This is a genomic window from Streptomyces sp. NPDC005438 (genome assembly GCF_040606315.1).
Lineage (GTDB): Bacteria > Actinomycetota > Actinomycetes > Streptomycetales > Streptomycetaceae > Streptomyces.
This window is the reverse complement of the sequence record NZ_JBEXEP010000006.1, coordinates 67,515-91,710: the sequence shown is the minus strand read 5'-3', so window position 1 is coordinate 91,710 and position 24,196 is coordinate 67,515. Positions and strand designations below refer to the sequence as shown.

The 24,196-nt window shown below is 72.1% G+C and carries 18 protein-coding genes; 8 read left to right on the top strand and 10 right to left on the bottom strand.

Annotated features, from left to right (window positions below; genetic code table 11):
• Positions 1 to 8: 8 nt before the first annotated feature.
• On the bottom strand, positions 9 to 3,047 hold the full coding sequence (locus tag ABZT14_RS14625) for a tetratricopeptide repeat protein (protein WP_356301489.1): 3,039 nt from the start codon (positions 3,045 to 3,047) through the stop codon (positions 9 to 11).
• Between the two features lie 218 nt (positions 3,048 to 3,265).
• Between ABZT14_RS14625 and ABZT14_RS14620 the strand changes: the two genes are divergently transcribed.
• Positions 3,266 to 5,683 carry an NB-ARC domain-containing protein gene (locus ABZT14_RS14620; RefSeq protein WP_356301486.1) on the top strand — a complete coding sequence of 806 codons (2,418 nt, stop codon included), beginning with the start codon at positions 3,266 to 3,268 and terminating at the stop codon, positions 5,681 to 5,683.
• A 2-nt stretch (positions 5,684 to 5,685) separates the two neighbouring features.
• Here the strand turns inward: ABZT14_RS14620 and ABZT14_RS14615 are convergent, their stop codons facing one another.
• Both ABZT14_RS14615 and ABZT14_RS14610 read right to left on the bottom strand, forming a co-directional pair.
• The gene (locus ABZT14_RS14615; protein WP_356301483.1) at positions 5,686 to 6,003 is read right to left on the bottom strand and encodes a hypothetical protein; all 318 of its coding nucleotides are present in this window, start codon (positions 6,001 to 6,003) and stop codon (positions 5,686 to 5,688) included.
• 170 nt (positions 6,004 to 6,173) lie between these two features.
• On the bottom strand, positions 6,174 to 7,412 hold the full coding sequence (locus tag ABZT14_RS14610; RefSeq protein WP_356301481.1) for a hypothetical protein: 1,239 nt from the start codon (positions 7,410 to 7,412) through the stop codon (positions 6,174 to 6,176).
• Between the two features lie 307 nt (positions 7,413 to 7,719).
• Here ABZT14_RS14610 and ABZT14_RS14605 point away from each other — a divergent pair, with 307 nt between their 5' ends.
• Positions 7,720 to 8,220 (top strand): acyl carrier protein, encoded by a 501-nt coding sequence (locus ABZT14_RS14605; protein WP_356301477.1) that lies wholly within the window; start codon positions 7,720 to 7,722, stop codon positions 8,218 to 8,220.
• 103 nt (positions 8,221 to 8,323) lie between these two features.
• Here ABZT14_RS14605 and ABZT14_RS14600 read toward each other — a convergent pair whose 3' ends face one another.
• Together ABZT14_RS14600 and ABZT14_RS14595 are read right to left on the bottom strand one after the other, a co-directional pair.
• Positions 8,324 to 8,602 carry a hypothetical protein gene (locus tag ABZT14_RS14600; RefSeq protein ID WP_356301474.1) on the bottom strand — a complete coding sequence of 93 codons (279 nt, stop codon included), beginning with the start codon at positions 8,600 to 8,602 and terminating at the stop codon, positions 8,324 to 8,326.
• Between the two features lie 303 nt (positions 8,603 to 8,905).
• Positions 8,906 to 10,066, bottom strand: a complete 1,161-nt coding sequence (locus ABZT14_RS14595; RefSeq protein WP_356301471.1) for a chitinase — start codon at positions 10,064 to 10,066, stop codon at positions 8,906 to 8,908.
• A 477-nt stretch (positions 10,067 to 10,543) separates the two neighbouring features.
• Here ABZT14_RS14595 and ABZT14_RS14590 point away from each other — a divergent pair, with 477 nt between their 5' ends.
• Entirely contained in the window at positions 10,544 to 12,010 is a 1,467-nt protein-coding gene (locus tag ABZT14_RS14590; protein ID WP_356301468.1) for an FG-GAP and VCBS repeat-containing protein, read from the top strand.
• Between the two features lie 267 nt (positions 12,011 to 12,277).
• Here ABZT14_RS14590 and ABZT14_RS14585 read toward each other — a convergent pair whose 3' ends face one another.
• The 4 genes from ABZT14_RS14585 to ABZT14_RS14570 all read right to left on the bottom strand — a co-directional run bounded on the left by ABZT14_RS14585 (position 12,278) and on the right by ABZT14_RS14570 (position 16,088).
• Positions 12,278 to 12,901 carry a histidine phosphatase family protein gene (locus tag ABZT14_RS14585; RefSeq protein ID WP_356301465.1) on the bottom strand — a complete coding sequence of 208 codons (624 nt, stop codon included), beginning with the start codon at positions 12,899 to 12,901 and terminating at the stop codon, positions 12,278 to 12,280.
• Positions 12,902 to 13,528: 627 nt separating this feature from the next.
• Positions 13,529 to 14,257, bottom strand: coding sequence for an amino acid ABC transporter ATP-binding protein (locus tag ABZT14_RS14580; protein ID WP_356302231.1), 729 nt, complete (start codon positions 14,255 to 14,257; stop codon positions 13,529 to 13,531).
• A 47-nt stretch (positions 14,258 to 14,304) separates the two neighbouring features.
• Positions 14,305 to 15,195 (bottom strand): amino acid ABC transporter permease, encoded by an 891-nt coding sequence (locus ABZT14_RS14575; RefSeq protein ID WP_356301462.1) that lies wholly within the window; start codon positions 15,193 to 15,195, stop codon positions 14,305 to 14,307.
• Positions 15,192 to 16,088 carry an ABC transporter substrate-binding protein gene (locus ABZT14_RS14570; RefSeq protein ID WP_356301459.1) on the bottom strand — a complete coding sequence of 299 codons (897 nt, stop codon included), beginning with the start codon at positions 16,086 to 16,088 and terminating at the stop codon, positions 15,192 to 15,194. Before ABZT14_RS14570 ends, ABZT14_RS14575 begins: the two co-directional genes overlap by 4 nt.
• Positions 16,089 to 16,281: 193 nt before the next feature.
• Here ABZT14_RS14570 and ABZT14_RS14565 point away from each other — a divergent pair, with 193 nt between their 5' ends.
• Both ABZT14_RS14565 and ABZT14_RS14560 read left to right on the top strand, forming a co-directional pair.
• Positions 16,282 to 17,322, top strand: coding sequence for an LLM class flavin-dependent oxidoreductase (locus ABZT14_RS14565; RefSeq protein ID WP_356301456.1), 1,041 nt, complete (start codon positions 16,282 to 16,284; stop codon positions 17,320 to 17,322).
• Positions 17,323 to 17,506: 184 nt separating this feature from the next.
• Positions 17,507 to 17,749, top strand: coding sequence for a hypothetical protein (locus tag ABZT14_RS14560; protein WP_356301454.1), 243 nt, complete (start codon positions 17,507 to 17,509; stop codon positions 17,747 to 17,749).
• Positions 17,750 to 17,970: 221 nt separating this feature from the next.
• Here ABZT14_RS14560 and ABZT14_RS14555 read toward each other — a convergent pair whose 3' ends face one another.
• Positions 17,971 to 19,572, bottom strand: coding sequence for a hypothetical protein (locus tag ABZT14_RS14555; RefSeq protein WP_356301451.1), 1,602 nt, complete (start codon positions 19,570 to 19,572; stop codon positions 17,971 to 17,973).
• Positions 19,573 to 19,847: 275 nt separating this feature from the next.
• On the opposite strand from ABZT14_RS14555, the gene ABZT14_RS14550 reads away from it, so the two are divergent.
• From ABZT14_RS14550 to ABZT14_RS14540, 3 genes are all read left to right on the top strand, one after another.
• Positions 19,848 to 20,414 carry a rhodanese-like domain-containing protein gene (locus ABZT14_RS14550; protein ID WP_356301448.1) on the top strand — a complete coding sequence of 189 codons (567 nt, stop codon included), beginning with the start codon at positions 19,848 to 19,850 and terminating at the stop codon, positions 20,412 to 20,414.
• Between the two features lie 549 nt (positions 20,415 to 20,963).
• On the top strand, positions 20,964 to 22,748 hold the full coding sequence (locus ABZT14_RS14545; protein WP_356301445.1) for a non-ribosomal peptide synthetase: 1,785 nt from the start codon (positions 20,964 to 20,966) through the stop codon (positions 22,746 to 22,748).
• Entirely contained in the window at positions 22,745 to 24,187 is a 1,443-nt protein-coding gene (locus tag ABZT14_RS14540; protein ID WP_356301442.1) for a condensation domain-containing protein, read from the top strand. The genes ABZT14_RS14545 and ABZT14_RS14540 overlap by 4 nt, the downstream gene beginning before the upstream one ends.
• Positions 24,188 to 24,196 lie beyond the last annotated feature (9 nt).

Here is a 24,196-nt window from a genome sequence, read left to right as displayed (position 1 = left end):
TGGTGGCGTCAGTCGGCGTCGGGCAGCGCTGGGGGGAACAGGCGGGTGAGGGATCGTAGGGTCCGGGCCTCCTCGGCACGGTCGTTGATCTCCCGACTGAGTGCCAGACTCGCACGGAGGCGTAGTCGCGCCTTGTCCCGGTGGCCGGTGGCCGCCTCGGCCTCGCCCAGCCCCCGAAGGGCCTGGCACTCCTCCAGGGTGGCGTGGATCGTGCGGGCCAGGGTGAGCGCGGCGGCGTGGTGGGAGGCGGCCCGGGCGCTGTCGCCGAGGGCGTGGAGCGCTTGGCCGACACCGATGAGGGCGATCGCCTCGCTGCGGCGGTCGCCCCCGCTCCGCAGGGTGGGCAGGGCCCGTTCGTAGAGGGCGAGCGCCTGGCGGGGCGCGCCGCGTTGGCACAGCGCGTCCGCGAGGTTGATCTGCAGGATCGCGTGCGTACTGGTGCCGCCCAGGGTGTCGGAGTGCCGCAGCGCCTGTTGGTAGGTGGTGATGGCGTCGTCGAGGTGGCCGCACTCCTTGTACAGCTCGGCGAGGTTGTGCAGCGCGGTGCCCTCGCCCCGACGGTCGCCCACTTCGCGGAACCGGGTCCGCGCCTCCAGGAAGTACCGCAGGGACTCCCGGTGGCGTTCGAGGGCGAGGCAGATCATCCCGAGGGCGTTGAAACTCCTGCCCTGCTGGAGGCGGTCCGGTCCGGCCAACCGCAGGGTGAGGGCGCGCTGTTGGAGGTCCAGGGCCTCGGGGTACCGGGCGGTGTGCCAGTGGATGATCGACAGGTGGTGCAGGGCCTCGGCGAGCAGTGCCTGGTCCCCGTGGTCCTCGGCCCACCGCCGGGCCTGGTGGGCGCAGTCGAGTGCCTGGTCGTAGCGGCCCGCGCTGGAGCAGACCGCGCACAGGTCGATCAGGGCCCGACCGGCGGAGGAGAGGTCGCCGGTCTCGCGCCAGTGGTCGACGGCGGCCTCCAACCGGGGGAGGGCGGTGGTCAGATAGCCCTCGGCCTCCAGGAATCCGGTCAAGGTGTGGGCCAGGTAGGCGAGTTGGCGGCCGGTGCCACGGGAGCGCAGATACTCCAGGGCGGCCAGCAGGTTGGGGCCCTCGGTGATGAACCAGCGCTTGGCGTCATCGGCCGGCGGGGTGGCGGCGTCCGCGTGGGGGACGTCCAGGCGGAGACGGTGGGGGTAGGCCACGCGGTCCGCCCGGTCGGCGGTGCGCAGGTAGTACAGGAGGAGCCGGTTGTGCGCCTGACGGTTCTCCGAGGTGCCGTCCGCCTCGGCGAGCGTGGTGGCGTACTCCCGTAACAGGTCGTGGACACGGTAGCGGTGGGGAGCGTGCTCCAGCAGCAGACAGCAGGCCAGCAGTTCCTCCAGGACGTGTTCGGTCTCCTGCGGGGAGAGGCCGCACAGCGCCGCCGTGGCCTCGGCCCCGAACTCGGGACCCAGGTGCAGACCCAGGCGTCGGAACACCAACCGCTGGGTCTCGGACAGCGCCAGATAGGACACCTCGAACGCCTGGGTCACGGCGTCGTGTTGGGCACGGATCTCCGGCAGTCGCCGGTGCGTACCGCTCAGACGCCGCACCAGGTCGACGGCGCTCCACGCCGGGCGGGACAGCAGCCGCCTGGCCGCCAGGATCAGGGCCAGCGGCAGGTCGGCGCAGAGCCGCGCGAGGGTGTCCGCGTCCGCCTCGTCGGGGGCGCGTTCCTCGCCCAGCACATGACGCAACAGGGCGACCGAGCCCTCCCGGGGGAGGACGTCCAGGGCCAGAGTGGGGACGCCGGGGAGCCCGGTCATCCGGTAGCGGCTGGTAACCAGCACGCGGGTGGGGCCCTCACCCGGCAGCAGCGGGGCGACCTGGTGGAGGTCCACGGCGTCGTCGAGTACGACCAGCAGCCCGCGGTGCTGGGCGAGGGCCCGCCACCGGGAGACCAGTGCGTCGAGGTCCTCCGGCAGTGGCGTGTCGTCCGGGAGCAGCGGGCGGAGCAGTTCGTGCAGGGCCTGGGTGGCGCTCTTGGGAGCCCAGCCCGGGGTGTGGCCGTGCAGGTGGACCAGCAGTTGGCCGTCGGGGAAGCGCGTCCGCAGCCGGTGTGCCGCGTCGAGGGCCACCGCGCTCTTGCCGGAGCCGGGCATCCCGGTGATGACCAGGTCGGTCGCGTCGAGGGTGTCGTCTCCCAGGAGGGTGGCGGTCAGCAGGTCGAGTTCCTTCCGCCGGCCCACACAGGGGACGTGGCGGGGCAGGTTGTCCGGTGCCCTGACGGGCTGACGTACCGGCAGGGGTCGCACCCTCGGCCGGAGAAGCTCCTCCACCGGGCTGCCGGCCAGTACGCCCTGGTGGACGTGGCGGAACTCCTCGCCCGGATCGGTGCCCGAGGTGTGGAGGAGCTGGTGTCGCGTCTGGTGCAGGAGGCGGGCGGCCTCGTCGGTACGACCGCAGCCGTGGAGGGCCAGGGCCATCCTGCTGGCGAAGGACTGCTTGGCGCCGTGCAGTTCGGCCAACGGGCGCAGTGCCGCGACGGTGGTGGTGAAGTGCCCTCGGCGCAGGGTGAGGTCCGCCCCCAGCAACGCGGCGGCCAGGTGCCTCTCCTCCACCACCTGGCGCAGGTGGTCCGGCCACGCCCCGTTCAGTCCGGTCAGGGGTGGGCCGCCGCGCAGTGTGGCGGCCTGCCGCAGGCCGCGCAGGGCGCCCTCCTCCTCGCCGGCCTCCGCCAGTCGGTGCGCCTCCTCCAGCAGGCGGAGGTAGTGGCGCAGGTCCACCGTGTCCGGGTCGACCTCCAGGGTGTAGGCGTGGGTACGGCTGCGCACCCGGGGTGCCTTGGGACCGGCGACGCGGTGCAGGGCCCGGCGTACCCGGGAGATGTGCGGGTACAGCGCGTCCCGGGGCTTCTCCGGGAGGGCCTCGTCCCAGATGCGGTGGACCAGAGTGTCCACGCTCACCGGTCGTCCGGCGTCCCAGGCCAGCGCGGCCAGGGTCAGGCGTTCCTTGGGGGTTCCCAGGGGCGTGGGGCCGTCCTGGGCGTGCAACTCCACCGCCCCCAGCAACCGTATGCGGAGTTCCACCAGCGCCTCCCGCCGGTAGGGCACTTCCCTTGGACCGAGGATGACATGGGTGGATTTTCGGGTCCATGCCGCCTCCTGGCGAGGTCTCAAACCGCGCGCCCGCAGATCAGAAGCCGTGTATAGGGGTAGAGGGATCCCAGTGCCGAACGCCCGCGGAACCCCGCAGCGTGTACGCCGAACGACAAGATCGAGAAGGCCCGGCCGAAGGGGGACCTCTGGTGCGCGAAGACGACGTGGCCGCCGCACTGTTATCGGCCATGATTGCCCACCGGCCCCTGTCCCGCTCACCGGCCGGTCGGACACTGGACCGTCTGTTGCGTGAACACGACCTGCTCCACGAGGAGTTGGCACGACGATGGCGGGAGGCCGGAAACCCCGACGCGCCCCTGCCCTCGCTGCTGCACCTGTCGGGGATGCTGGCGCGGCACACCACCACCGACCTCCGCTGGGCGGACGCGCTCGGGGAGTGGCTACGGCGCCACGCGGAGTCGCCACAGGTCACCCACAACAGTGTCGACGGCTCCGCCACGGTCCACGGGCCCACCGTGCAGGCCCGTTCCATCAGCGGAGGAGTCCACTTCCACCAGGGCGACGGCACCACGCCGGGTGTCCCGCGTCAACTCCCGCCCGTACCCGCGCACTTCACCGGACGCGAGAACGAACTGCGGCTCCTGCACGAGCTGATCGCCCCCCGGGACGGCGAGGAGCGCGGTCCGAGAGTGGTGGTGCTGTGGGGGCCCGGGGGAGTGGGCAAGACCGCGCTGGCCCTGCGGTGGCTGCACGAGGTGGCCGACCGTCATCCCGACGGCCAGCTCTCCGCCGACCTGACGTCGACTCCCGGGGGCGAACCCCTCCCGCCCGATGCCGTGCTGGGCGGCCTGTTGCGGGGGCTGGGCGTCGAGGGGGATCGGGTTCCGGTGGAACTCCGGGAGGCCGCCGCGCTCTTCCGTTCGCTGACGGCTGGTCGGCGGATCGCCCTGCTGCTGGACAACGCCGTCTCCGCCGCCCAGGTACGGGCCGTCCTGCCCTCCTCAGCGGCGAGCACCGTGGTGGTGACCACCCGGTGGCGGCTGGGCGGACTGGCGATGGACGGAGCCGCGTTCATACCGGTCTCCCCTCTGCCCGAGCCGGAGGGGAAGAAACTGCTGGCCCGCGCGCTGGGCGGCCAGCGAGCCCGGGACGAGGCGGACGCGGTGTCCGGCCTGGTGGGGCTGTGCGCGGGCCTGCCCCTGGCGTTGTCCATCGCCGGGGCCCGACTGGTCGCCCACCCCGAGTGGCCGGTCGCCCGCATCGTCGGCGAACTGAAGGACGAGCAGCGGCGGTTACGCGCCCTGGCGGTGGAGGAGGTCACCGTGGTGAGCGTCTTCGACCTCTCCTACGACAGCCTGTCCCCAGGCGCGGCGCGCGCCTACCGGTGGCTCGGATGCCATCCGGGCCCCGACCTCTCGGTGGGGGACGCCGCCGCGGTGCTGGAGAGTTCGGTGGAGGAGACGGCCGGCTGGGTGGAGGGGCTGGTCGACGCCAGCCTTCTGGTGGCGGTCGGGCCCGGCCGGTACCGCTTCCACGAACTGGTCCGGCTCCACGCCCGTCAACGGGCGCAGGCCGAGGACGGGACCGAGGTGGAACGGCTGGTCGTGCACCGGCTGTTGGAGCACCACCTGTCCTGGGCCACGGTGGCCGACCGGGTGGTGACCCCTCTGGACCGGCGGTTGTACCCGGAACCGCGCGGTCAGCGGTCCCGCCCGGTGTTCGCCAGCCCCGAGGCGGCCCTGGAGGCGCTGGAGAGTGAACTGCCCCAGCTGATGGCGGTGTTGAGGGCCGGCCAGGTCGAGGGGTTCGACCTGTTGGTGTGCCGACTGGCCGAGGCCCTGTGGTCACTGTTCCTCCTCCGCAAGCACTTCCACGACTGGCTCACCACCTACGAACTGGGGGTCGCCTCCGCCACGCGCCTCGCCGACGACGAGGCCCGTTCCCGGATGCACCGGTGCCTGGGCTTCGCTCACCACAACCTCGGCCGGGCCGAGGAGGCCCTGCGCCAGGGGAGGATGGCGGTGGCCGCCGCGCGTAGAGCCGGTCACGAGCAGAGGGAGGCCGAGGGGCTCAACCTGGTCGGCATGGCGCACCGCCTCAGGGGCCGTCCCGAGGAGGCGATCGGGGTGCTGCGTCGGGCGCTGGTCCTGGAAGGTCGCGGAGACCACCCACGCGCGGAGGCGCTCAGCCGACGTCGACTGGGACAGGCCATGGTCGAGATGGGCCGGGTGGAGGAGGCCATCGAGCAGTTCACCCGGAGCCGCGACCTGGCCGCCTCGCTGGACGACCAACGGGTCACCGCCATGACCATGGTGTGGCTGGCCGACGCCCTGACCCGATCCGGCCGCCCCCGGCAGGGCGTAGCGGTGGCGCGGGAGGCCTGGGAGGAACTGGCCACCGTGGGCTCCGACCAGGACCGGGCCCAGGCCCTGATGGTGTGGGGCGAGGCCACGGCGGCGCTGGAGGACTGGCCCACCGCCCGTGACCTGCTCCGGCGGTCCCGCTCCCACTACGAGCGGGTGGGCGCCAAACGCCTGGGCCGGGTGAACGCCGCCCTGGAGAGGGTGGAGGCCCGGTGCCCCGAGCCTCCACCCGCCTCGCCCTGACCTCAGCTCACCCGCGACTCACCCCCGAACCCGGCTCGTTGGGCGAGTCCGCGCAGGCGGTGCCCCTGGGCCAGCCACGGGTGGACGCACAGTCCGCACTCCCTCGGCCGCCCCCGCGCGTGCAGGGCCAGCGCCCCCTCGTCACGGGTGCGGAACACCGTCGCCCACCCCCGCACGGGAACCGTGACCAGGGCGCAGCCGGGGGCCGCCGCCAGCCAGGTGTCGGCCAGGGTGACCGCCTGGTCGACCGTCCGTCGGGGTGCGAGCCGGGCCACGTCGGCCAACTGCCAGCGGTTCCGTGGCCCGTGGTCCTCCGCCACCAAAAACCGTTCCCCCCACCGGCAGGGGCACCCCGGCCGGGGGTGGGGGCCCCAGGTCCAGACCGTCAGCCCTCCTCCGCTGTGGTGGTCGCAGCGGAGGAGGGTGACCGCTCCTGCCGGTTGCGGGGTCGTCAGGCGGCCCAACGGTGCGTGGGCACAGGGCGGGCGGGTCATGCCGGCTCCTGACGGGGAGGCTCGTCCGGCGGCCGTAGGGGCGTCGGTGGGGGTACCGGGGCGTGTACCGGAGGCCGGGTGGGTTCGGGCAGCTCCAGCAACCGGTACATGGCGCGCCGCAGGATGCGTGCCGAACGGCCCGGTCGGGAGGTCACGAGGGAGGCGATGCGGTCCCGCTGCCCGGGGGGACGCCGTCGAACCGCCTGGTCGATCTGCGGCGCGGGCGGAAGGTCGAACCGTAGCGGAAAGGCCTCCCGGCTGACGCTCTCGGCCAGGCTGCCGGGCCGCAGGAACGAGGCCTCCGGGCGGGAGGGCAGCAGAACCGGCCGGCCCAGGGCCGCCCCGTAGCTGGTGACCGACCCGTGGTCGCCCACCACCACGTCAGCCGCCACCAGGGCGGCTCGCCACCCCTCCTCGGGAGGCAGCAACAACAGCCCCTGCCGGAGGCAGTCGGCCATCCAGGTCCGCACCTGCCAGGTGCCGGTCACCCCCCAGATGTTGGGGTGCAGCACCGCGGCCACCCGGTGGGACCCGGACGGTAACTGGTCCAGCAACCACTCCAGGAGGTCGGGGTGGCGCCCCAGTGCGGACTGGGGCTGCCAGGTGGAGGTCACCACCACCAGACGCTGGTCCGGGCGGACCCCGAGTGCCCGACGGTAGCGCTCCCGCCAGGGGGTGCTGACCATCAGCCGGTCGAAGCAGACGTCCCCGGCCACCAGGGACACCCCGACCGCCTCCGGGCAGGAGGAACGCAGCAGGGTCAGTTCGTCCTCGTGGGTCAGGGGGAGCGCGGCGGGGAGCAGCCGGCCCCGGTGGATCAGCGTTCCGCGATCCAGCCGGTGGGTCGGGCTGGCCCCCGGTCCCGCGCTGCGGGCGCGCAGCCGGGAGGGGAGCGCGTTCGCTCCGTGCGGCAACAGCATCAGCCTGCCGTGCAGTTGCTCGACCGCCGTCTCACTGGCGGCCAGTACCAGGTCGAACTCGCACTGGACCGCCTGGTGCCAGGGCAGCAGGAGGCCGCCCCGTGCTCGTACGAACTCCTCCGGGCCGTGGCAGATCGCGCCGTTGGAGGCCGGCGCCACGGTGAAGACCACCATCACCCGGTGGTCCGACTCCAGCAGTCTCAGCACGTCCATCAGCCGTATCCCGGCGACCAGGAACGGTACGACGACCAGCACCGTCCGGCAGTCCGGTCGCAGCACCCGGCTCCTGGCGCCCAGCCCCACCGGCCCGTTCATCCACTCCACCCCGACCATCAGCGACCACCGCCCGCACCACTGCCGTGCCGCGCCCTCTCGCGGCGGCGACCGTCGTCGCCCCGGCGCCCGGTCGATACGCGGTACGGCACCGTGCCGCCGTCCCCCGTGGGTTCCCCGTACGCTCGCGTCACTCTCACCCCGACCTCCCCTGTGTCCGTCTGTCGGCCGTTGTCGGTCAGGGGTTGCCCCGGGGGCCGGGCGGATTGCTTGCGTCCACCTTGCGGAAACCTTGCCGACCCGGGGTGGGCGGCATTGGAAGGGTGCGGGGGAGTGGAGCCGGAGCGCGGTGGTCGGACTGTGGCGTGCCCTGGCGTCGGAGGAGCCGGTGGTACGGCTGGTGGACCCCTCGCGGGTGGGTGAACCGGCCACACCGGAGAAGGACGAGGAGGCGCTCGGAGAGTGCGGCGGGCCGCCAACCACCCCGGAACCGGTGGGAGTTGACGGCCCCCCGGCTGACGACGACACGGGGAACGGCGAGTCGGTCGGGGAGCAGCCGGAGTTGCGGTCGGTGCTGGCCGGGCTGCCCCGGTCACAGTGGCCGGAGGCCGTGCTGAACGGGGTCCGCACACTCGCGGCGGCCGTCCTGGGCTACGACTCGGCCGAGGCGCTGGACGCCGAGGAGGAGTTCTTCGACCTGGGTCTGACCTCGGTCACCGCCCTGGAACTCCGGGACCACCTGACCACCCTGACCGGGGTGGAGTGGCCCGCCGACGTGCTCTACGACTGCCCCACGCCCAGTGCGCTGACTGAGCTGGTGGTCGAGCGGCTGGCGTCCGAGGCGGCCTGAGGTCGGGCAGGCGCGGCGCGGTCCACGGTTCCTGCGACCCGAGGAGCCGTGGACCGTCCCGACCTGAGGGGGAGGAGGGCCGTACGCACCGGACGGTGCGCGGCTACGCCTTCCCCTCGGGGCCCCGGACCAGGCGCAGTTGGGGGCGGGGGGTGGCCTGGCTCGCGTGCTGGGCCTCGGCCTCCCGTACCGCCTCCTCCACATGGAGCCGCTCCCGCCGGGGGAGGGGCGCGGCGGCGAGGTAGCCGCGCGCACAGGGCAGGCAGTAGTGGGTCGAACCGGAGTGGGCGGAGGCGTGTTCCCGGACCGCGACCAGTACCGGATTCTCGGTGGGCTCGGAGCAGTGGTCGCAGTCGGTGGTGTTGCGCAGGTACCGACGCATCTCCTCAACCCCCTTGTGGCGAAACGTTGTTGCGGGTGACTCAACAAGAGTATGCCCGGACCCGTGCGGAAGGCACCACGAGTGTCCCCCTATCGAGTGCCGGCATCCCCGTGTGGTGCCGCACCACGGGGAGCCGGCGAGGTCACCCGACGGCCGGACAGCCGGAGGGCACACCGGTTGACCTGGCCTCTCACGGTCACCTCGGTCTGCTGGGCCACCGTCGGACGAGCGGTCGAGCAGGGGGGCGGGACACGTACGGGGTGCCGGCACCGACCGTCGGCACCGGCACCCCGTGGGGAGAGGTCAGCCGCCGAAGTAGTCACCGAAGTTCTTGGAGAACTCCCCGCCGTTGAACAGGTCCCAGTTGATGGACCAGGCCATCAGGCCCCGGAGTTCGGGCCAGGTGCCGTGCGGCTCGTACGAGCCGCAGTCGCTGCCCTTGGTCAGGCAGTCCAGCGCCTTGTTCACCTCGGCCGGCGGGGTGTGGCCGTTGCCGGCCTCGGTGGTGGCGGGCAGACCGATGGACACCTTCTCCGGCGGGAGGGCGGGGAAGACGTTGTCCGCGTCGCCGCCCACCGGGAAGCCGGTCAACAGCATGTCGGTCATGGCGATGTGGAAGTCGGCGGTGCCCATCTGGTGGTACTGGTCGTCCAGCCCCATGATCGGGCCGGAGTTGTAGTCCTGGACGTGCAGCAGGGTCAGGTCGTCCCGCAGCGCGTGGATGACGGGCAGGTAGGCGCCCGCTCGGGGGTCGCCCTGGGAGGAGCCGGGGCCGTAGCGCTGGTACCCGAGCTGGACGAAGAAGGTCTCGGGCGCCATGGTGAGGGCGAAGTCCTCGCCGTACTTCTCCTTGAGCGACTTCACGGCCGAGATCAGGTTGACGATCACCGGTGTGGTGGGCTTCTTGAAGTCGGCGTCCCCCTCGTCCAGGGACAGGGAGTTGCCCTCGAAGTCGATGTCGAGGCCGTCGAGCCCGTACTCGTCGATGATCGAGGAGACCGAGGAGACGAAGGTGTCCCGCGCCTTCTCGGTGGTCAGCTGCACCTGGCCGTTCTGGCCTCCGATGGACAGCAGGACCTTCTTCCCCTGTTCCTGCTTCTCCTTGACCGAGGCCTTGAACTCCTCCTCGGACTCGACCTCCGGGCACTCCTCCTTCGGACACAGGCTGAACTGGATGTCGCCGGAGGTGGCGGAGGTGGGCTCGCCGAAGGCGAGGTCGATGACGTCCCAGTCCTCGGGTACGTCGGCGAGCTTGGTGTAGCCGGAACCGTTGGCGAAGCTGCTGTGCAGGTAGCCCACCAGGGCGTGCTCGGGGAGCGCCTTCGCGGCGGGTGGGGAGCCCTCACCTCCCGGGGCGGCCATGGCCTGCGCGGTGAGGAGTCCGGTGAGGGCGAGGGCGGTGGGCACGACCGCCGTACGGAGCCATGATCTGCGGCGGCGGGGGGAAGCGGGGCGGTTCGGCACGACGACCTCCAGCGGTGGGGGAAGAGGAGACGCGCACACATTGGTCCAGACCATACGGGGTGTCAAGACCTCTGACGCGGACTCCCCACCCCGACGACCGTCTCCACGCCCCGGCCGTCGAGCCGGTCGACCTCGGGGAGGACCCTCCCGGCCGCCAACGGGCCCCGGCGCGCCGCCTCTTCGGACGGGGGAGGGACCGCGACCGTGCCGGTCTCCGGGCGGGCACCGGATGGGCACCGAAACGGCACGTCGGCCCAGGAACGAGGGGCGGATCATGGCGCGTCCCTCACGGAAACCGGTACGCGATCCATGGGAGGAGCCCTCGTGAAGCGGTCTGAGGACACCCCTGAACCCGAACCCCCCGGTGGCACGACCGAGTTGAGGGGGCCGGTCCCCTCGCCGGACGGTGCGGACGCGCCGGGTACGGCCGGTGGCGCCAGGCCGTGGCGTACCCCGGGGCGCCTCGCTGTCGCGGCGGTGGCGACCCTCGTGGTGGTGGGGGCCGCCGCCTTCGCCTGGCGGACCTTCGGCGAGGCGGACGAGGACGAGGCCCCCAGGCCACGCCACCGGGCGGTGAACGGCCCGGCGAGCACGGAGCCGTTGCCGGACTTCGACAACGACGGGGTGCCGGACACCTACGCCACCGCGAGGTACGGCGGTGCGGTGTTCGTGGTCTACGGATCACGTGCCGGAGACGGCAAGGGCAAGGGAGGTGGGGGCGACTTCGGGCGTCGGGACCGTCTGACCCTCGACTCCCCGGGCGTACCCGGAAAGGACAACAGGTCGTCGTCCTTCGGTGAGTACCACACCGCCCGTGACCTGGACGGGGACGGCTACACGGACCTCGTCGCCTCGGTGGAGTCGACCGGGGACGACGAACGGCGCCCCGGACTGACGGTGCTGTGGGGATCGAAGGAGGGGCTGAAACACGGCACCTCGCTGAGCCGGACGCCGAAGGGCTACCCGGACCCCAACGAGAACGCTCCCGTGGTCGCCGGGGACTTCGACGGTGACGGGCACAGTGACCTGGTCGTCGGCGGCGCCCGGCAGAAGCTGCTGAAGGGCCCGTTCAGTCGCCGGGGCGAGCCGGCCGGCACTGACGAGGTGCCCAACCCCTTCCCCTCGGTGGGGGAGAAGCTCGAACTGGAGGGGGCGTACGCGGGCGACCTCAACGGTGACGGAGCCGACGACCTGGTCACCTCGCACACCACCGAGGACGACGGTGTGGGCGGGGGACAGGTACGTGGCAGCTACCTGGCCGGTGGCCCCGACGGCTTCCGCCCTCCCGACACCGAGCGGTTGCCGGGTATCGAGACGGCCACCACCGGCGACGTCGACAAGGACGGCTACACGGACCTCGTCTTGCGCCGCTACCCGAAGGGCGTCGCCCCCGACAGCGCCCCGTCGGGCCCGGTCGAGGTCTTCCACGGCGCGAAGGACGGCCCCGACCCGGACCGGCGCACCACGATCGACCAGAACAGCCCCGGAGTGCCGGGCGGGAAGACCCAGACCTTCGGCTCCGCCCTGGCCGCCGGCGACGTCGACGGCGACGGCCACGCCGACGTGGCGGTCGGTACGCCCATGTCGCTCCTGGACAAGAGCCCGAGCAGCGTCACCGTACTGCGCGGCGGCTCCGAAGGGCTGACCGGACGGGGCGCCCGTCGGGTCGAGGAGCCGGACTCCGCCCCGCAGATGACCGAGGAGGACGGCACGACCCTGGGCAACCAGTTCGCGGGCGCGGTACGCCTCGGCGACCTCGACGGCGACGACCGGGCCGAACTGGTCGTGGGCGCGCCGAACACCGGGGACCATGTCGGCGCGCTGTGGATCCTCCCTCATCGGGACGGCGCGTGGCCCGAGAAGGAGGCCCACTCCTACGAGCCCGACGACTTCCCCGGCTCCGCCTCCCGTCGGGAGAGCGAGATGGGCGCCCAGGTGAGGTAGCGCCGGGCCCTGGGCCCGGCGGTCGGCTCCGTGGGCCTGACCCGGCGGGGCCGGGGCCACCGGTGCGGTCGTGGGCCCGCTGATCGAGCCCCGCCGTAACCGCGAGGGGCAGGTGTCCCGCGCGTCCTGCCGGGCCCAGTCCAGAGTGTCGTACGACGCCGACCCACGCCCGGAGGAGCGCCCGCCCTCACCGCGCGATGCGTCATGCCTGATCAGCGCGTTTGCCGAGAGCCCGATCCCAGGAGACGGGCCACTCATCCCCAGACCTCAGACGTGGAGTTCCGGTGGGAAGCCGGTCCAGCGGAGCTGGGCGGGGAGGTGGCCGGTGTCGTTGAAGAGGAGGAGCGCCGGGGGACGGTCGGGTGCGTAGCGGATGACGGTCAGCGCCGCGTTGGCGTGGTTGATGCCCAACCAGCGCCACTTCGGCGCGTCCAGGGCGGCTCGGATCAGCCAACCGACGAGGAAGTTGTGGGTCACGACCAGTTCGTGCCGTGGTTCGTCCTCGGCGACGGGTCCGGTGAACTCCGCGAGTGCCGCCGCCGCGAGCCCGGGACCCCGCTCGCGTTCCCCGGCCGTGAACTGGTGGAGGAACCCGATCCAGGAGTCCGCTGCCTCCGGCGGCAGTTCCTCGCGTGTGGGCAGGTAGGGGACGTAGTCGCCAGCGGCTTCGGAACGGTGACAGGGAACGTCACCGAGCTGTTCAGCAACCACCCGGGCGGTCTGTTCGGCACGGGTGAGAGGGCCGTGGTGGATCGCCGCCAGGGGGATCTCGCGCAGCCGCTTTCCCAGCAGGGCGGCCTGGCGGCGGCCCGTATCCGTCAGTCCACTCTCGTCCGGCGACGCCTCGCCGTGCCGGGCGAGGTAGAGGTGACGGGCGGCCGTACCGGTCATGGATGCGCCCTTCGGCGAAGTTGATCTCACGGACTCGTGGAAGGACGCCGACCCCTGCGGACCGGTTCCACGACGGCCGGATCAGCGCGCCGCGGAGTCTGGACGAACATGTCCTGATCGTCCTCGTCCGGCTCCGGCGTGGTCACGCGGAGGTCGCGGGGTGCCTGGCGGTCGGCGTCGAGGGTGAAGCGGGAGCGGCCGGGTGGGTTCGGGCCGCGGTGTCTGAGCCGGCGGCACGCGCACCGGACTTCCGGCGCGTGGTCGTACGGCGCACCCCTTGAGGGCCCTTGACGCGGAGTCGCGCGGCCAGGTGCTCGACCAGCGGCAACCGCATCGCGAGCGAGCCCGACCAGAGCAGTCCGACACCTCGCACGGTGCGCATCTGGAGCGCGCACCCGGGCTTGTGCTGTCCGCCGCAGGGCGGGCCAGGCCCCGGTCCGCGTCCTCCGGGAACAGGAACCGTTCCGGCTGGCCTCGACGGTTCCTCGGTGAACGTCCCGTACACCTCGGCCCGCCCGTCCCTCGGGGTGCCACCGGTCACCGGTACGAGGCGGACCTGCCAGTACCGGAGCAGCCCCGGACCCGGGGGAGCGCCTTCCCACCCCCGGGTCCGGGGCTGCTCCGGGGTCAGAGGCGGCCGGCGTCCGTCACCCGACGGAGGAAGCGGCGGGTGCGCTCGTGCCGGGGCTCGCCCAACACCTGCCGGGCGGGCCCGCGTTCCAGGACCACGCCGCCCTCCAGGAAGCACACCTGGTCGGCGACGTCCCGGGCGAAGGCCATCTCGTGGGTGGCCAGCACCATCGTCATACCCTGCTCCTTGAGGTCGCTGACGACCTCAAGGACCTCCCCGACGAGTTCGGGGTCCAGGGCGGCGGTGACCTCGTCCAGCAACAGCAGCCGGGGCCGTACCGCCAACGCCCGTACGATCGCCGCCCGTTGCTGTTGCCCGCCGCTCAACCGGTCGGGGTACTCGCGGGCCTTGTCACCGAGCCCCAGCCGGTCCAGCAACTCCCGCGCCCGCTCCTCCGCCTCCGCCCGGGGGACGCCGTGCACCCGGCGCGGGGCGAGGGTGACGTTCTCCAGCACGGTCATGTGGGGGAAGAGGTTGTAGGCCTGGAACACCACACCGATACGCCGGCGCACCGCGTCCTGGTCGACGCGCGGGTCGGTGATCTCCTCGCCGTCCAGCCAGATGGCGCCGTCGTCGATCTCCTCCAGGAGGTTGGCGCAGCGCAGCAGGGTGGACTTGCCGGAGCCCGAGGCGCCGATGAGCGCGGTGACCGTGTGCGAGGCGACCTCCAGGTCCACGTCGCGCAACACCACGTTGGGGCCGAAGGTCTTGCGGACCGACTCCATCCGCAGCACCGGGTCGCCGGTCCCGCCGGGGTCCTTGCTCAGACTGTTCACAGCAGGCCTCCCTGGGCCCGACGCCGGTCCATGCGCGCGGTGACCCAGTCGGTGAAGCGGGTCATGGGGATGGTGAGCGCGACGAACAGGAGCCCGGCCACGATGTAGGGGGTGTAGTTGAGGCTGCGGCCGACGATGATGTCCGCCGCGCGTACCGCGTCGACCGCGCCCCCGATGGACACCAGCCCGGTGTCCTTCTGGAGGGAGACCAGGTCGTTGAGGAGCGGGGGCACCTGGCGCCTGACCGCCTGGGGGAGCACCACGTGCCGGAGCGCCTGACGGTTGGTCAGGCCCAGGGAGCGGGCCGCCGCGCGCTGCGAGGGGTGCACGGACTCGATGCCGGCGCGGAACACCTCGGCGACGTAGGCGGAGTAGGTGAGGGTGAGCGCGGTGCCCCCGAGCAGTACGGGGTCCACCGTGATCCCCTGGAGGCGCAGCGCGGGAACCCCCAGGACGACGATCATCAGGTTGATGATCAGGGGCAGTCCCCGGAAGAAGTCGGTGTACGCGGCGGCCAGGGCCCGCAGCGGGAAGAACACCGGCCCGGGCAGTGTCCGGGCGACGGCGATCAGCATCCCGAGGACCAGTACGGCGGCCCCGCAGACCAGCAGCAGTCGGACGTTCAGCCACAGCCCGTCCAGTACCTGCGGCAGCGCCTCCCGGGCGTAGCCCCAGTCGAAGAAGGTCTCCCTGGTACGGGGCCAGCCGGGGGCGTTGACCACGACCAGGTAGAGCACCACGGCGGTCACCAGCGAGGAGAGCGCGGCGATCGCGGTGGCCCGGCGAGTGCGGGCGCGCCGGTACCTCTCGCGGGCCAGACGCCGCTCGGAGGGGACGTATCCGTCCTCGTCGGGACCGCCGGGGCCGGTCTTCCGTACGACGGTCACTTCAGCACCGGGGCGTCGACGGCGTCCGACAGCCACCGCTTCTCCAGCTTCGCCAGGGTGCCGTCCCGGCGAAGGGTGTCCACGGCCTTCGAGACGCAGGAGGTGAGCGAACTGCCCTTGTCGAGGACCAGGCCGAACTGTTCGGGCTCGCTGCCCCGGTCGGCGAACTGGCCGACGATCCTGGCGTCGGTCACCTCGGCCCCGGTGATGTAGAACGCCGTGGGCAGGTCGACCACGATGGCGTCGACCTGGCCGTTCTTCAGGGCCGACTTGGCCTGGTCGTTCTTGGCAAAGGCGGCGGCCGGTCGCTCGGGGCGCACCACGTCGTTGATCACGTCCAGGCTGGTGGTGCCGACCTGGGCGCCGAGCTTGGCCTTCTTCAGATCGGCGACGCTCTTGGCCTTCGCCGCCGACGACTTCCTGAGGGCGACGACGGCCTGGCGCACGTCGTAGTAGCCCTTGGAGAAGTCCACGGCCTTCCTGCGTTCGTCGCTGACCGACACCTGGTTGATGTCGAAGTCGAAGTTCTTCTCACCGGGGGCGAAGGCCTTGTTGAACGGGACGGTCCGCCACACCACGTCCGACCTGCCGTAGCCGAGTTGCTTCGCCACGGCGTAGGCCGTCGCGGACTCGAAGCCCTTGCCGCCTGCGGGCTTGTTGTCCTTGAACCACGGTTCGTACGCCGGCTTGTCGGTGGCCACGGTCAGCTTGCCCCGGGTCTCGGTGTCCAGCGAGCCCCGGGCACAGCCCTTGCCGTCGGCCTTGCCCTCCTTGCCGGAGGACCCCTCCTCGGACTGCGGCGCGCAGGCCGCGGTGACGGCGAGCAGGAGGGCGAGGACCGCGACGTTGCGCGGGGCACGTGGACCGCGACGGGTTCCCAGGGCGAGGTTCATGGCAGGAGATGTACCGCGCTCGGCCCCGTGTGTCGAGATCGCCCCGCCTCCGTCCCGCATGGTGGGAACAGTGTTGCGGTCTCGTGAACAGCGGGCTGGACGCCGGCCGTTGGCCCCCGGCCGAGTGATCGTGGAGACCGTACCCCCGGGCCCGGGAGGGCCCGTACCGCGTACCGGCAGGAGGCGGGTGGCGATGGCGGACAGACCACTGCGAAGGCTCGGGTTCCTCACCATCGGGTTGTTCGACGAGGACGACCCCGCCCGGGGACACGAGACCACCCTGCGCCTGATCGAACTGGGGGAGAGGCTCGGCTACGACAGCGCCTGGGTACGCCACCGCCACCTCCAGTACGGCATCGCCTCACCGGTCGCCGTCCTGGCGGCGGCCACCCAGCGCACCAGCCGCATCGAGCTGGGGACCGCCGTCACCCCGCTGGGGTGGGAGAACCCGCTGCGTCTGGCCGAGGACTGGTCCACCGTCGACGTGCTGTCCGGGGGCCGGTTCAACCCCGGCCTCAGCACCGGTCCTCCCACCCACTACGAGGGGGTCCGGGACGCGCTCTACCCGGACAGCTCCGGCGCGGAGGACTTCGGCTACGCACGCGTACGGCGCCTGTTGCGGTACGTCACCGGGGAGCCGGTCACCGCCTTCCAGGGCACCGAGGGCATCGAGAGCTACTCCCGCCGGGTGCAGCCGCACTCTCCCGGCCTGCGCCGGCGGGTGTGGTACGGGGGCGGGAGCCTGCGTTCGGCCCGCTGGGCGGGGGAGAACGCGATGAACCTCCTCACCAGCAGCGTGGTGAAGGCCGAGCCACCGTCGGAGGGGGCCGGGGACGAGGGCGAGCCTGGGGACTTCGCCACCATCCAGCTGTCCCACATCCGGGCGTTCCGGGCGGCCCACCCCGACGGCGAGGCCGCCCGGGTCTCCCAGGGACTGGTGGTGGTCCCCACCGACTCCGCCGACGCGCGACAGCGCGCCCGGTACGAGGAGTACGCGGCCGAACGGCTGCCCCGTACGACCGGGCCACAGGGGCCGGCCCGGCTGCTGTTCGCCCCCGACCTGGTCGGCCCCTCGGAACGGATCGCCGAACGCCTGCGCGCCCACGCCGCGTTCCGCGAGGTCGACGAGGTGGCCTTCGCCCTGCCGTTCACCTTCGAGGAGCCGGACTACGAGCAGATCCTCACCGACATCCGGTACCGTCTGGCGCCCGCTCTGGGCTGGGCCCCGGACTGACCCCGGGAACGGGAAGCGGCAGGTCCGAAGGGCCGGGCCGGGGACGGGTGTTGGGCCAGGGACGGGCGGAGGCGTGTGGCGTCCGCCCGGGGGGACGGTCCCGCTCCACGGGACCGGGGAAGGCGGTGTGATGTCGGACGGTGGGTGGCGACCGCCCCACGGCCCTCCGAGGAGCGTCGTGCTCATGGCGACCCCGGAGGGGTGGCGGCACAGTGTCGTCACCGAGGACGGTGCCCGGTTGTGCGGACGTCTCCCCGGGGAACGGGCCGACGCCGAGGCCGCCCGGGAGGCGGCGACGTCGCGACTGGTGGAGATCGCCCGCGAGTTCCACGGTATCGAGGTCGAGGTGACCTGGGAGCACACCGAACCGGGGACCTGGACCGGCCGTGTCGTCCGGGGCGGCGGCGCGGAGGACCGGGCTGACTGACGTGTACGGACGCGTCCGGGCCCCTCGTCGCCGGGCTTCCCGTCCTCCTTTCGCCGGAGGCCGGGGCCCGGGGGCCGTTGAAGGTGCCGGTGGGGCGGTGGTCGCTGACGTCGTACGCGCCGCTCTCGAACGCGGGGAAGCGGTGGAGGTGACCGTTGATCCTGCCCGTGGGCCCGTTCCCCACCCCGGAACCGGGGTGGGGAACGGGCCCACGCCGGGGCTCACTTGCCCTTGAAGGTCACCGTCTTCTCGTCCTGGTCGTAGTCGTACTGTCCCTTGAAGCCCCAGTTCTGCCAGCCGCCGTCGCCGGCGTTGGTGATGGTGCCGTCGTCGATGGCGAAGACGTTCACCCCGTCCACCTCGGCGAGGTGCTCGAAGCCGGAGATCCCGGAGAACTGCATGTCGTTGAAGGACTTCACCGCGATGATGTTCTTGTCCGGGAAGCTCTTGCTGTACTCGTCGACCAGCGACTTGTGCAGATCCCCCTTGTCGCCGGGAACCTTGCCGTCGTAGTCGGTGCCCGGGTAGGTGCCCTCGGTGTACTTGGGCGACTCGTCGTTGAAGTTCACCGACTCCGAGCCGTTGCCGGTGGGGTCGGCGTCGAGGTCGGCGGGTTCGGGCTGCTCGAAGGAGACCTCCATGTCGTCGCGCTCGAAGTCCCCGTACCAGGCCCAGTTGATGTAGCCGCCGTCACCGTCGTTGCTGAACTTGCCCTTGTCGAAGACGTAGACGTCGAAGACCGCGCGCCCGGACTCGATGTCGTCGCCCTTCTCGTCGTCGTGGTACTCGGTGGAGTTCAGCCGGTACCTGCCTTTGTGGACGAACTCGTCCGGCTCCTCGACCCAGTGCGAGGACTGCTCGGAGTGCATGGCCACCACGTTGTAGTCGGGGTAGCAGCGGCGCATGTCGTTCACCAGCTGGCGGACCTTGGCGGCCGAACCCTCGTTGTCCAGCGGAGAGTAGGTGTTGTAGTAGCGGTTCCGGTCCGGTGGCTCCTGCCCCTCGATCTGGCAGCCCTCGTCGCCGGGCTTCCAGTCCTTCTTCCGCTTGGGACGCGATGGCTCGTTGAAGGTGACGGTACGGCGGTCTTCGCTCACGTCGAACGAACCGTGGAACGCCCGGTTCTTCCAGCCCAGGTCGGCGTCCTCGTCCCAGACGAACTTGCCGGTCTTGAACGCGTAGAAGCGGTAGGTGTCGCCGCTGATCTTCACCGTTCTGATCATGGCCGCACCGTCCATCTGCTGGAGGTTCCCCTCGTGCGGCTTGGCGATGACGATGTTGTAGTCGGGCAGGCAGTAGGTCAGGTCGTCCAGGGCCTGCTTGACCCGCTTCTCCTTGTTCTTCTCGTTGTTGATCTTGTCGATGATGAAGTTGACCAACTGGTTGTAGCCCCAGGCGGCGATGTTGCCCTTCACGCCGGAACCGGGCACCGACACCTTGGAGTTGGAGGAACGCTCACGAGGCTCGAAGCAGACGCTGGGCAGGGCGTTGCCGACCTCCTTCTCCGAGTCGCCGTCGGACCTGTCCTCGTCGTCGCCGTCGGTGTCGTCGTCGGCCGGAGTGTCCGAGGAGCCCCCGGACGTGCCGCCCTGGGCGTGGGAGTCGTCGGAGTTCTCACCGCTGCCCTTGCCGCAGTCGCCCTTGCCCTCCTCCACGACGCGGCAGACCTCCCGCTCCTCTGCCTTGGCGATGCGGTCCCACACCGTGGTGCCCACCAGCGCGCCGACGATGAGGACGATGATTCCCAGCAGTCCGACGTACTCGATCGTGCCCTGGCCGGCGCTCGCCCACCGGGCGCGGCGCTCGCGTTCGCTGCGTCTCATCTGTTGTCACCTCGACGTGCTTTCGGTCACCAAGAAAGGGAGGGGAGGAGGGCGAAACCCTCTGGAAAGGGGACGGTAGCGACGGTGGTGGTCCTAGTGACAGGGCCCGTGGGCCCGCCTTCTGGGCCCAAAACCGCACGTCGGGGCCCATCCGGGGAAGGAAAACGGGCAACAAACGGAACCCCGGGGAGACCATTCGGGCCGTTACCGGGCCCGCCGGGGCCCTGGCTACGATGACCGCCCCGCCAGCCCTACCGAGGAAGGGGCGTTTCCCCATGAGCGAGCCCACCGAACGGGTGCCCGACCAGGTGGCCGACGACCTCGCCCGGTACACGGTGGTCGACGTACGCACCCCCGGCGAGTACGCCTCCGGCCACCTGCCCGGCGCCCACAACGTGCCCCTCGACCACCTGCCGGTCGCGCTGCCCTCCCTGCGGGCGGCGGGCTCCGACGGCGAACTGCTGCTGGTCTGCGCCTCCGGTGCGCGTTCCTCAACAGCCGTACGCCGCCTGGCCGTTGAGGGCGTCCCCGCCCTGTCCCTGGCCGGCGGCACCGACGGGTGGGTGCGGGAGGGGCGTCCGGTACGGAGTCTGACCGGCTCGGCCGGGTGGTCCATGGAGCGGCAGGTCCGCTTCACCGCCGGTTCCCTCGTCCTCGTCGGACTCGCCCTGGGCGCGCGCCGGCCCCGGGCACGGCTGCTGTCCGCAGCGATCGGCGGGGGACTGGTGTTCTCCGCGCTGACCGACACCTGCGGTCTGGCCCACCTGTTGGGCAGGCTCCCGCACAACCAGCCCGAGGCCGACGACCTGGAGCGCACCCTGGCCGCGCTGCGGAAGGGCTGACGGCACACGTGCCGGAGGGGTGACCGGGGTGTCCGGTGGCCGCACCGAGCCGGAGGGCGCCGCGACGGCAGGCCGAGGAGGCGCCCCGCCGCTGCGGGGGGCGGGGGTGCCGCCGACGGGGCGGGTGCCGGACTCCTCGTGACGCCCCGCTGGGGGAGGGGCCCAGTGCCGTTCCTCTCCCCGGTGGCGGCGGGCGTCAGCGACAGCGCGCGGTCCGGCGGCGTTTCCCAGCGTGCCGCACCCGGGGTGAGCGGCGGAAGGATCACGGAGGGAGTGCGGCGGACACCCTCGCTGTCTCGGAACCTGTCCCGGAATGTGAGGGTTCGCTGTCGCATCGTGAGGTGACCGTTCCGGTAGGGAGGCCGGGGTCTGAGCTGGCAATCAGTAGCGAATTCCATGACATTTCGGCGACTTTGAAATTCTGGTCGCAAAGGATCCGTTGACCATGTTTCGGCGACTGTGATGAGAATAATCAGCGAGTCTGATCGGCGGCTGAGAGCACTCAGAGGGGGAGCCGTGGTTCCAGGTGGCAGCGCGTCCTTTCTTCCCGTGCACCGGATTCTTGCCGAGCACGCCGATCGACGACCCTCCCAGCCCGCCGTGGTGGACGAGGACGGTACGCCCCTGAGCTACCAGCAGCTCTGGGAGCGGTCGGGGTGGTTGGCGGCGGCACTGGCCGCGCGGGGAGTGGGACCGGGGGACCGGGTCGCGGTGGCGCTCCGCCGCTCCGCCCGGCTGGTGGTCGCCCTGCTCGGGGTGGCCCGGCTGGGCGCCGCGTACGTACCGCTGGATTCCCAGGCGCCGGCCACCCGGCTGGCACTCATCACGGACGAGGCACTGCCGACCGCGGTGGTGACCGACGAGGAGTGGGTGACGCTCCCCTCCGGCCTTCCCCGTGTCACCGTCCCGACCCAGGCTCCCGGGGGAGCGGTCCCGGACGTGGCCGCGATCAAGGGGGCGACCGAGGCGGACACCCCGCTGTACGTGGCCTACACCTCCGGCTCCACCGGGCGCCCCAAGGGAGTGGTGATCACCCACGGCGCGGTGCGCTCGTTCACCGACTCCCCCCGGTACTGCGAGGTACGGCCCGGGGACCGGGTGGCCGCCCTGGCCAACCCCGCGTTCGACGCCACCACCTTCGAGGTGTGGAACACCCTGGTCGCGGGAGCCACGGTCGTGGTGCTCCCGGATGTCGTGGACCTCTCCGTCACCCAGTGGGTCGACCTGCTGCGCGACCGGTCGGTGGGCACCGTGTTCCTCACCACCGCGCTGTTCGACGGCATCGCCCGCGAGGCCCCGGGCGCCTTCCAGACGCTGGACAACCTGTTGGTCGGCGGCGAGGCCCTGGACATCGAGCGGGTGCGGAGCGTGCTGGCCAGCCCCCCGCGACGGCTGGTGCACGTCTACGGGCCCACCGAGACCACCACCTTCGCCACCGCCTTCACCTGCACCCCCGACAACCTCGCCGGCCGTACCCGGGTGCCCCTCGGCCCTCCCGTACAGCAAACGCGGGTGCATGTCCTGGACGACCAGCGACGTGAGGTGGCCCCCGGCGCCACCGGTGAGCTGTACATATCCGGCCCCCAACTCGCGACCGGCTACCTGGGCGCCCCGGGCCTGACGGACGAACGCTTCGTCCAGCTCCCCGGGGGCCAACGCGCCTACCGCAGCGGCGACCTGGTGCGCACCCTGACCACCGGAGACCTGGAGTTCGTGGGCCGCGCCGACCGGCAGGTGAAACTCAGGGGCTTCCGGGTCGAGCTGGAGGAGGTCGAACTCGCACTGACCGCCACCGGCCTGGTGTCGGCGGCGGCCGTGGAGAAGCTCGGGGAGGCGGCGGGCGGCACCCTCGTGGCCTTCGTCCGGCCGGCCGCCCCCGAGGACGCGGACGACCTCACCCCCCGTCTGGCCAAGCTGCTGGCCGAGCACCTGCCCGGCTACATGGTGCCCCACCGCTTCCTGGTCGTACCCGAGATGCCCCTCACCACCAACGGCAAGACCGACCGGGCGCGGCTGCTGGCGATGGTGGACGGGCAGCTCCCACCGGAGGCCGCCCCCGACAACGCCCCGGAAGGCGCGGAGGCTCCGCACGGCGCACCGGACGGCGTACTGGGGGAACTGTTGACGGTGCTGGCCGAACTGCTGGAGGTGGACCGGGTCAGCCCGCACGACAACTTCCTGGAACTGGGCGGCAACTCGATCCTCGCCCTCCAGGCCACCTCACGGCTCAGATCCCGGTGCGACGCCGACGTCAACCCCGCCGACCTCATCTTCGCCGAGACCCTCGCCGAACTCGGCGACCCGGTGGCCGACGCCACGGGCGGCGGACGATGACCACGGGCAACCCGGCGCCCCCCACACTCGTACGCCGGGAGGCCACCGAGGCCGAACTGTCCAGCGCGCAGGAGGGCCTGTGGTTCCTGCACCGCGCCCACCCCGACTCGACCGCCTACCACGTGCCCCTGGTGCTGCCCTGCCGGGAAAGGCTGGACCGTACCGCCTTCCAGCGGGCGGTGGAGGACCTGGTGGCACGCCACGAGATCCTGCGGACCCACTACCCCGAACGGGACGGCGGACCGGTCCAGGTCATCGACGGGCCCACCACCGTGGCCGTGCGCTGGACCGACCTGTCCGGTGAGCCGGACGCGGCCGAACGGGCCCGGGCACAGGCCCGCGCGGAGGCGGCCCGACCCTTCCGCCTGGAGGAGGCGCCGCCACTGCGGATCGCGGTCTGGCGCGGACTCCCCGAGGGCGACCTGCTGTTGGTCTGCCTGCACCACATCGCCGTGGACGGCTGGTCCCTGGCCCTCCTGCTCGACGAGCTGTGGACCGCGTACGACAACCTGCGAGCCGGAACGCCACCCGGCGTGGACCGGCCCGAGTTGCAGTACGCCGACTTCGCCCACTGGGAACGGCGCGTACACGCCACCCGCGCCCACCAGGACCGGGTCGCCGCGCGGGCGGAACAACTGCGGGGACTGCCCGGGGTGCTGCGGCTGGGAGCGCCCACCCCCGTCCCCGAAGACGCCGGGGGCGGCGGCGAGGAGTTCTCCTTCCCACTGGACCGGCGGCTCGGCGACCTCGTACGGCAACGCGCCCGGGAACTGCGCGTCACCCCCTACGTCCTGTTCCTGACCGTCTTCCAGGAGGTCGTACGGCGGTGGAGCGGCGAACGCCGCTTCCTGCTGGGCACCATCCTGGTCAACCGCCCCGACCCCCGGCTGGACCGGACCGCCGGGTTCTTCGTCAACACGGTGCCCCTGCGCTGCGAGACCCCTCCCGGCCGGACCGTCACCGAGGCCTGCCGTGACACCCGCGCGGAGTTCCGCGAACTGCTCCGGCACGCGGACGTCACCCTGGGACAGCTGGCCTCGTCCCTGGGCGCCTCCGACCGCACGGGCAACCCGCTGGTGCAGGTCGGGTTCGTCATGCTCAACACCCCGCCCCGGGTGGAGGGCAGACGCCAGCCGGTGTCCTCCCTGGCCCTGCCCACACGGGCCGCCGCCCTGGACCTCACGGTGGTGCTGGAGGACTCCGGCGAGGACTTCACCGGCACCGTCGGCTACGCCACCGCCCCCTACGACCGGTACGTCGCCGAAGGAGTACGCGACACCTTCCTCGGCCTGCTGGAGAAGGCCCTCGCCACCCCCGACGCGGTGTTCGCGCGCCTGCGCCCCCACCACGGGGAAGCCCGCCCCGGCGTGCTCACCGGACCCGAGATCGACCTCTTCGCGGACCAGCGCAGACGCGTCGCGCCCACGACAGGAGTGTGAGACAAGCCG

Excerpts from the sequence above, each read along its gene's own strand:
- ABZT14_RS14610 (WP_356301481.1), bottom strand. The coding sequence starts at position 7,412 with ATGAACGGGCCGGTGGGGCTGGGCGCCAGGAGCCGGGTGCTGCGACCG.
- ABZT14_RS14600 (WP_356301474.1), bottom strand. The coding sequence starts at position 8,602 with ATGCGTCGGTACCTGCGCAACACCACCGACTGCGACCACTGCTCCGAG.
- ABZT14_RS14585 (WP_356301465.1), bottom strand. The coding sequence starts at position 12,901 with ATGACCGGTACGGCCGCCCGTCACCTCTACCTCGCCCGGCACGGCGAG.
- ABZT14_RS14580 (WP_356302231.1), bottom strand. The coding sequence starts at position 14,257 with ATGGAGTCGGTCCGCAAGACCTTCGGCCCCAACGTGGTGTTGCGCGAC.
- ABZT14_RS14570 (WP_356301459.1), bottom strand. The coding sequence starts at position 16,088 with ATGAACCTCGCCCTGGGAACCCGTCGCGGTCCACGTGCCCCGCGCAAC.
- ABZT14_RS14565 (WP_356301456.1), top strand. The coding sequence starts at position 16,282 with ATGGCGGACAGACCACTGCGAAGGCTCGGGTTCCTCACCATCGGGTTG.
- ABZT14_RS14560 (WP_356301454.1), top strand. The coding sequence starts at position 17,507 with ATGGCGACCCCGGAGGGGTGGCGGCACAGTGTCGTCACCGAGGACGGT.
- ABZT14_RS14555 (WP_356301451.1), bottom strand. The coding sequence starts at position 19,572 with ATGAGACGCAGCGAACGCGAGCGCCGCGCCCGGTGGGCGAGCGCCGGC.
- ABZT14_RS14550 (WP_356301448.1), top strand. The coding sequence starts at position 19,848 with ATGAGCGAGCCCACCGAACGGGTGCCCGACCAGGTGGCCGACGACCTC.
- ABZT14_RS14540 (WP_356301442.1), top strand. The coding sequence starts at position 22,745 with ATGACCACGGGCAACCCGGCGCCCCCCACACTCGTACGCCGGGAGGCC.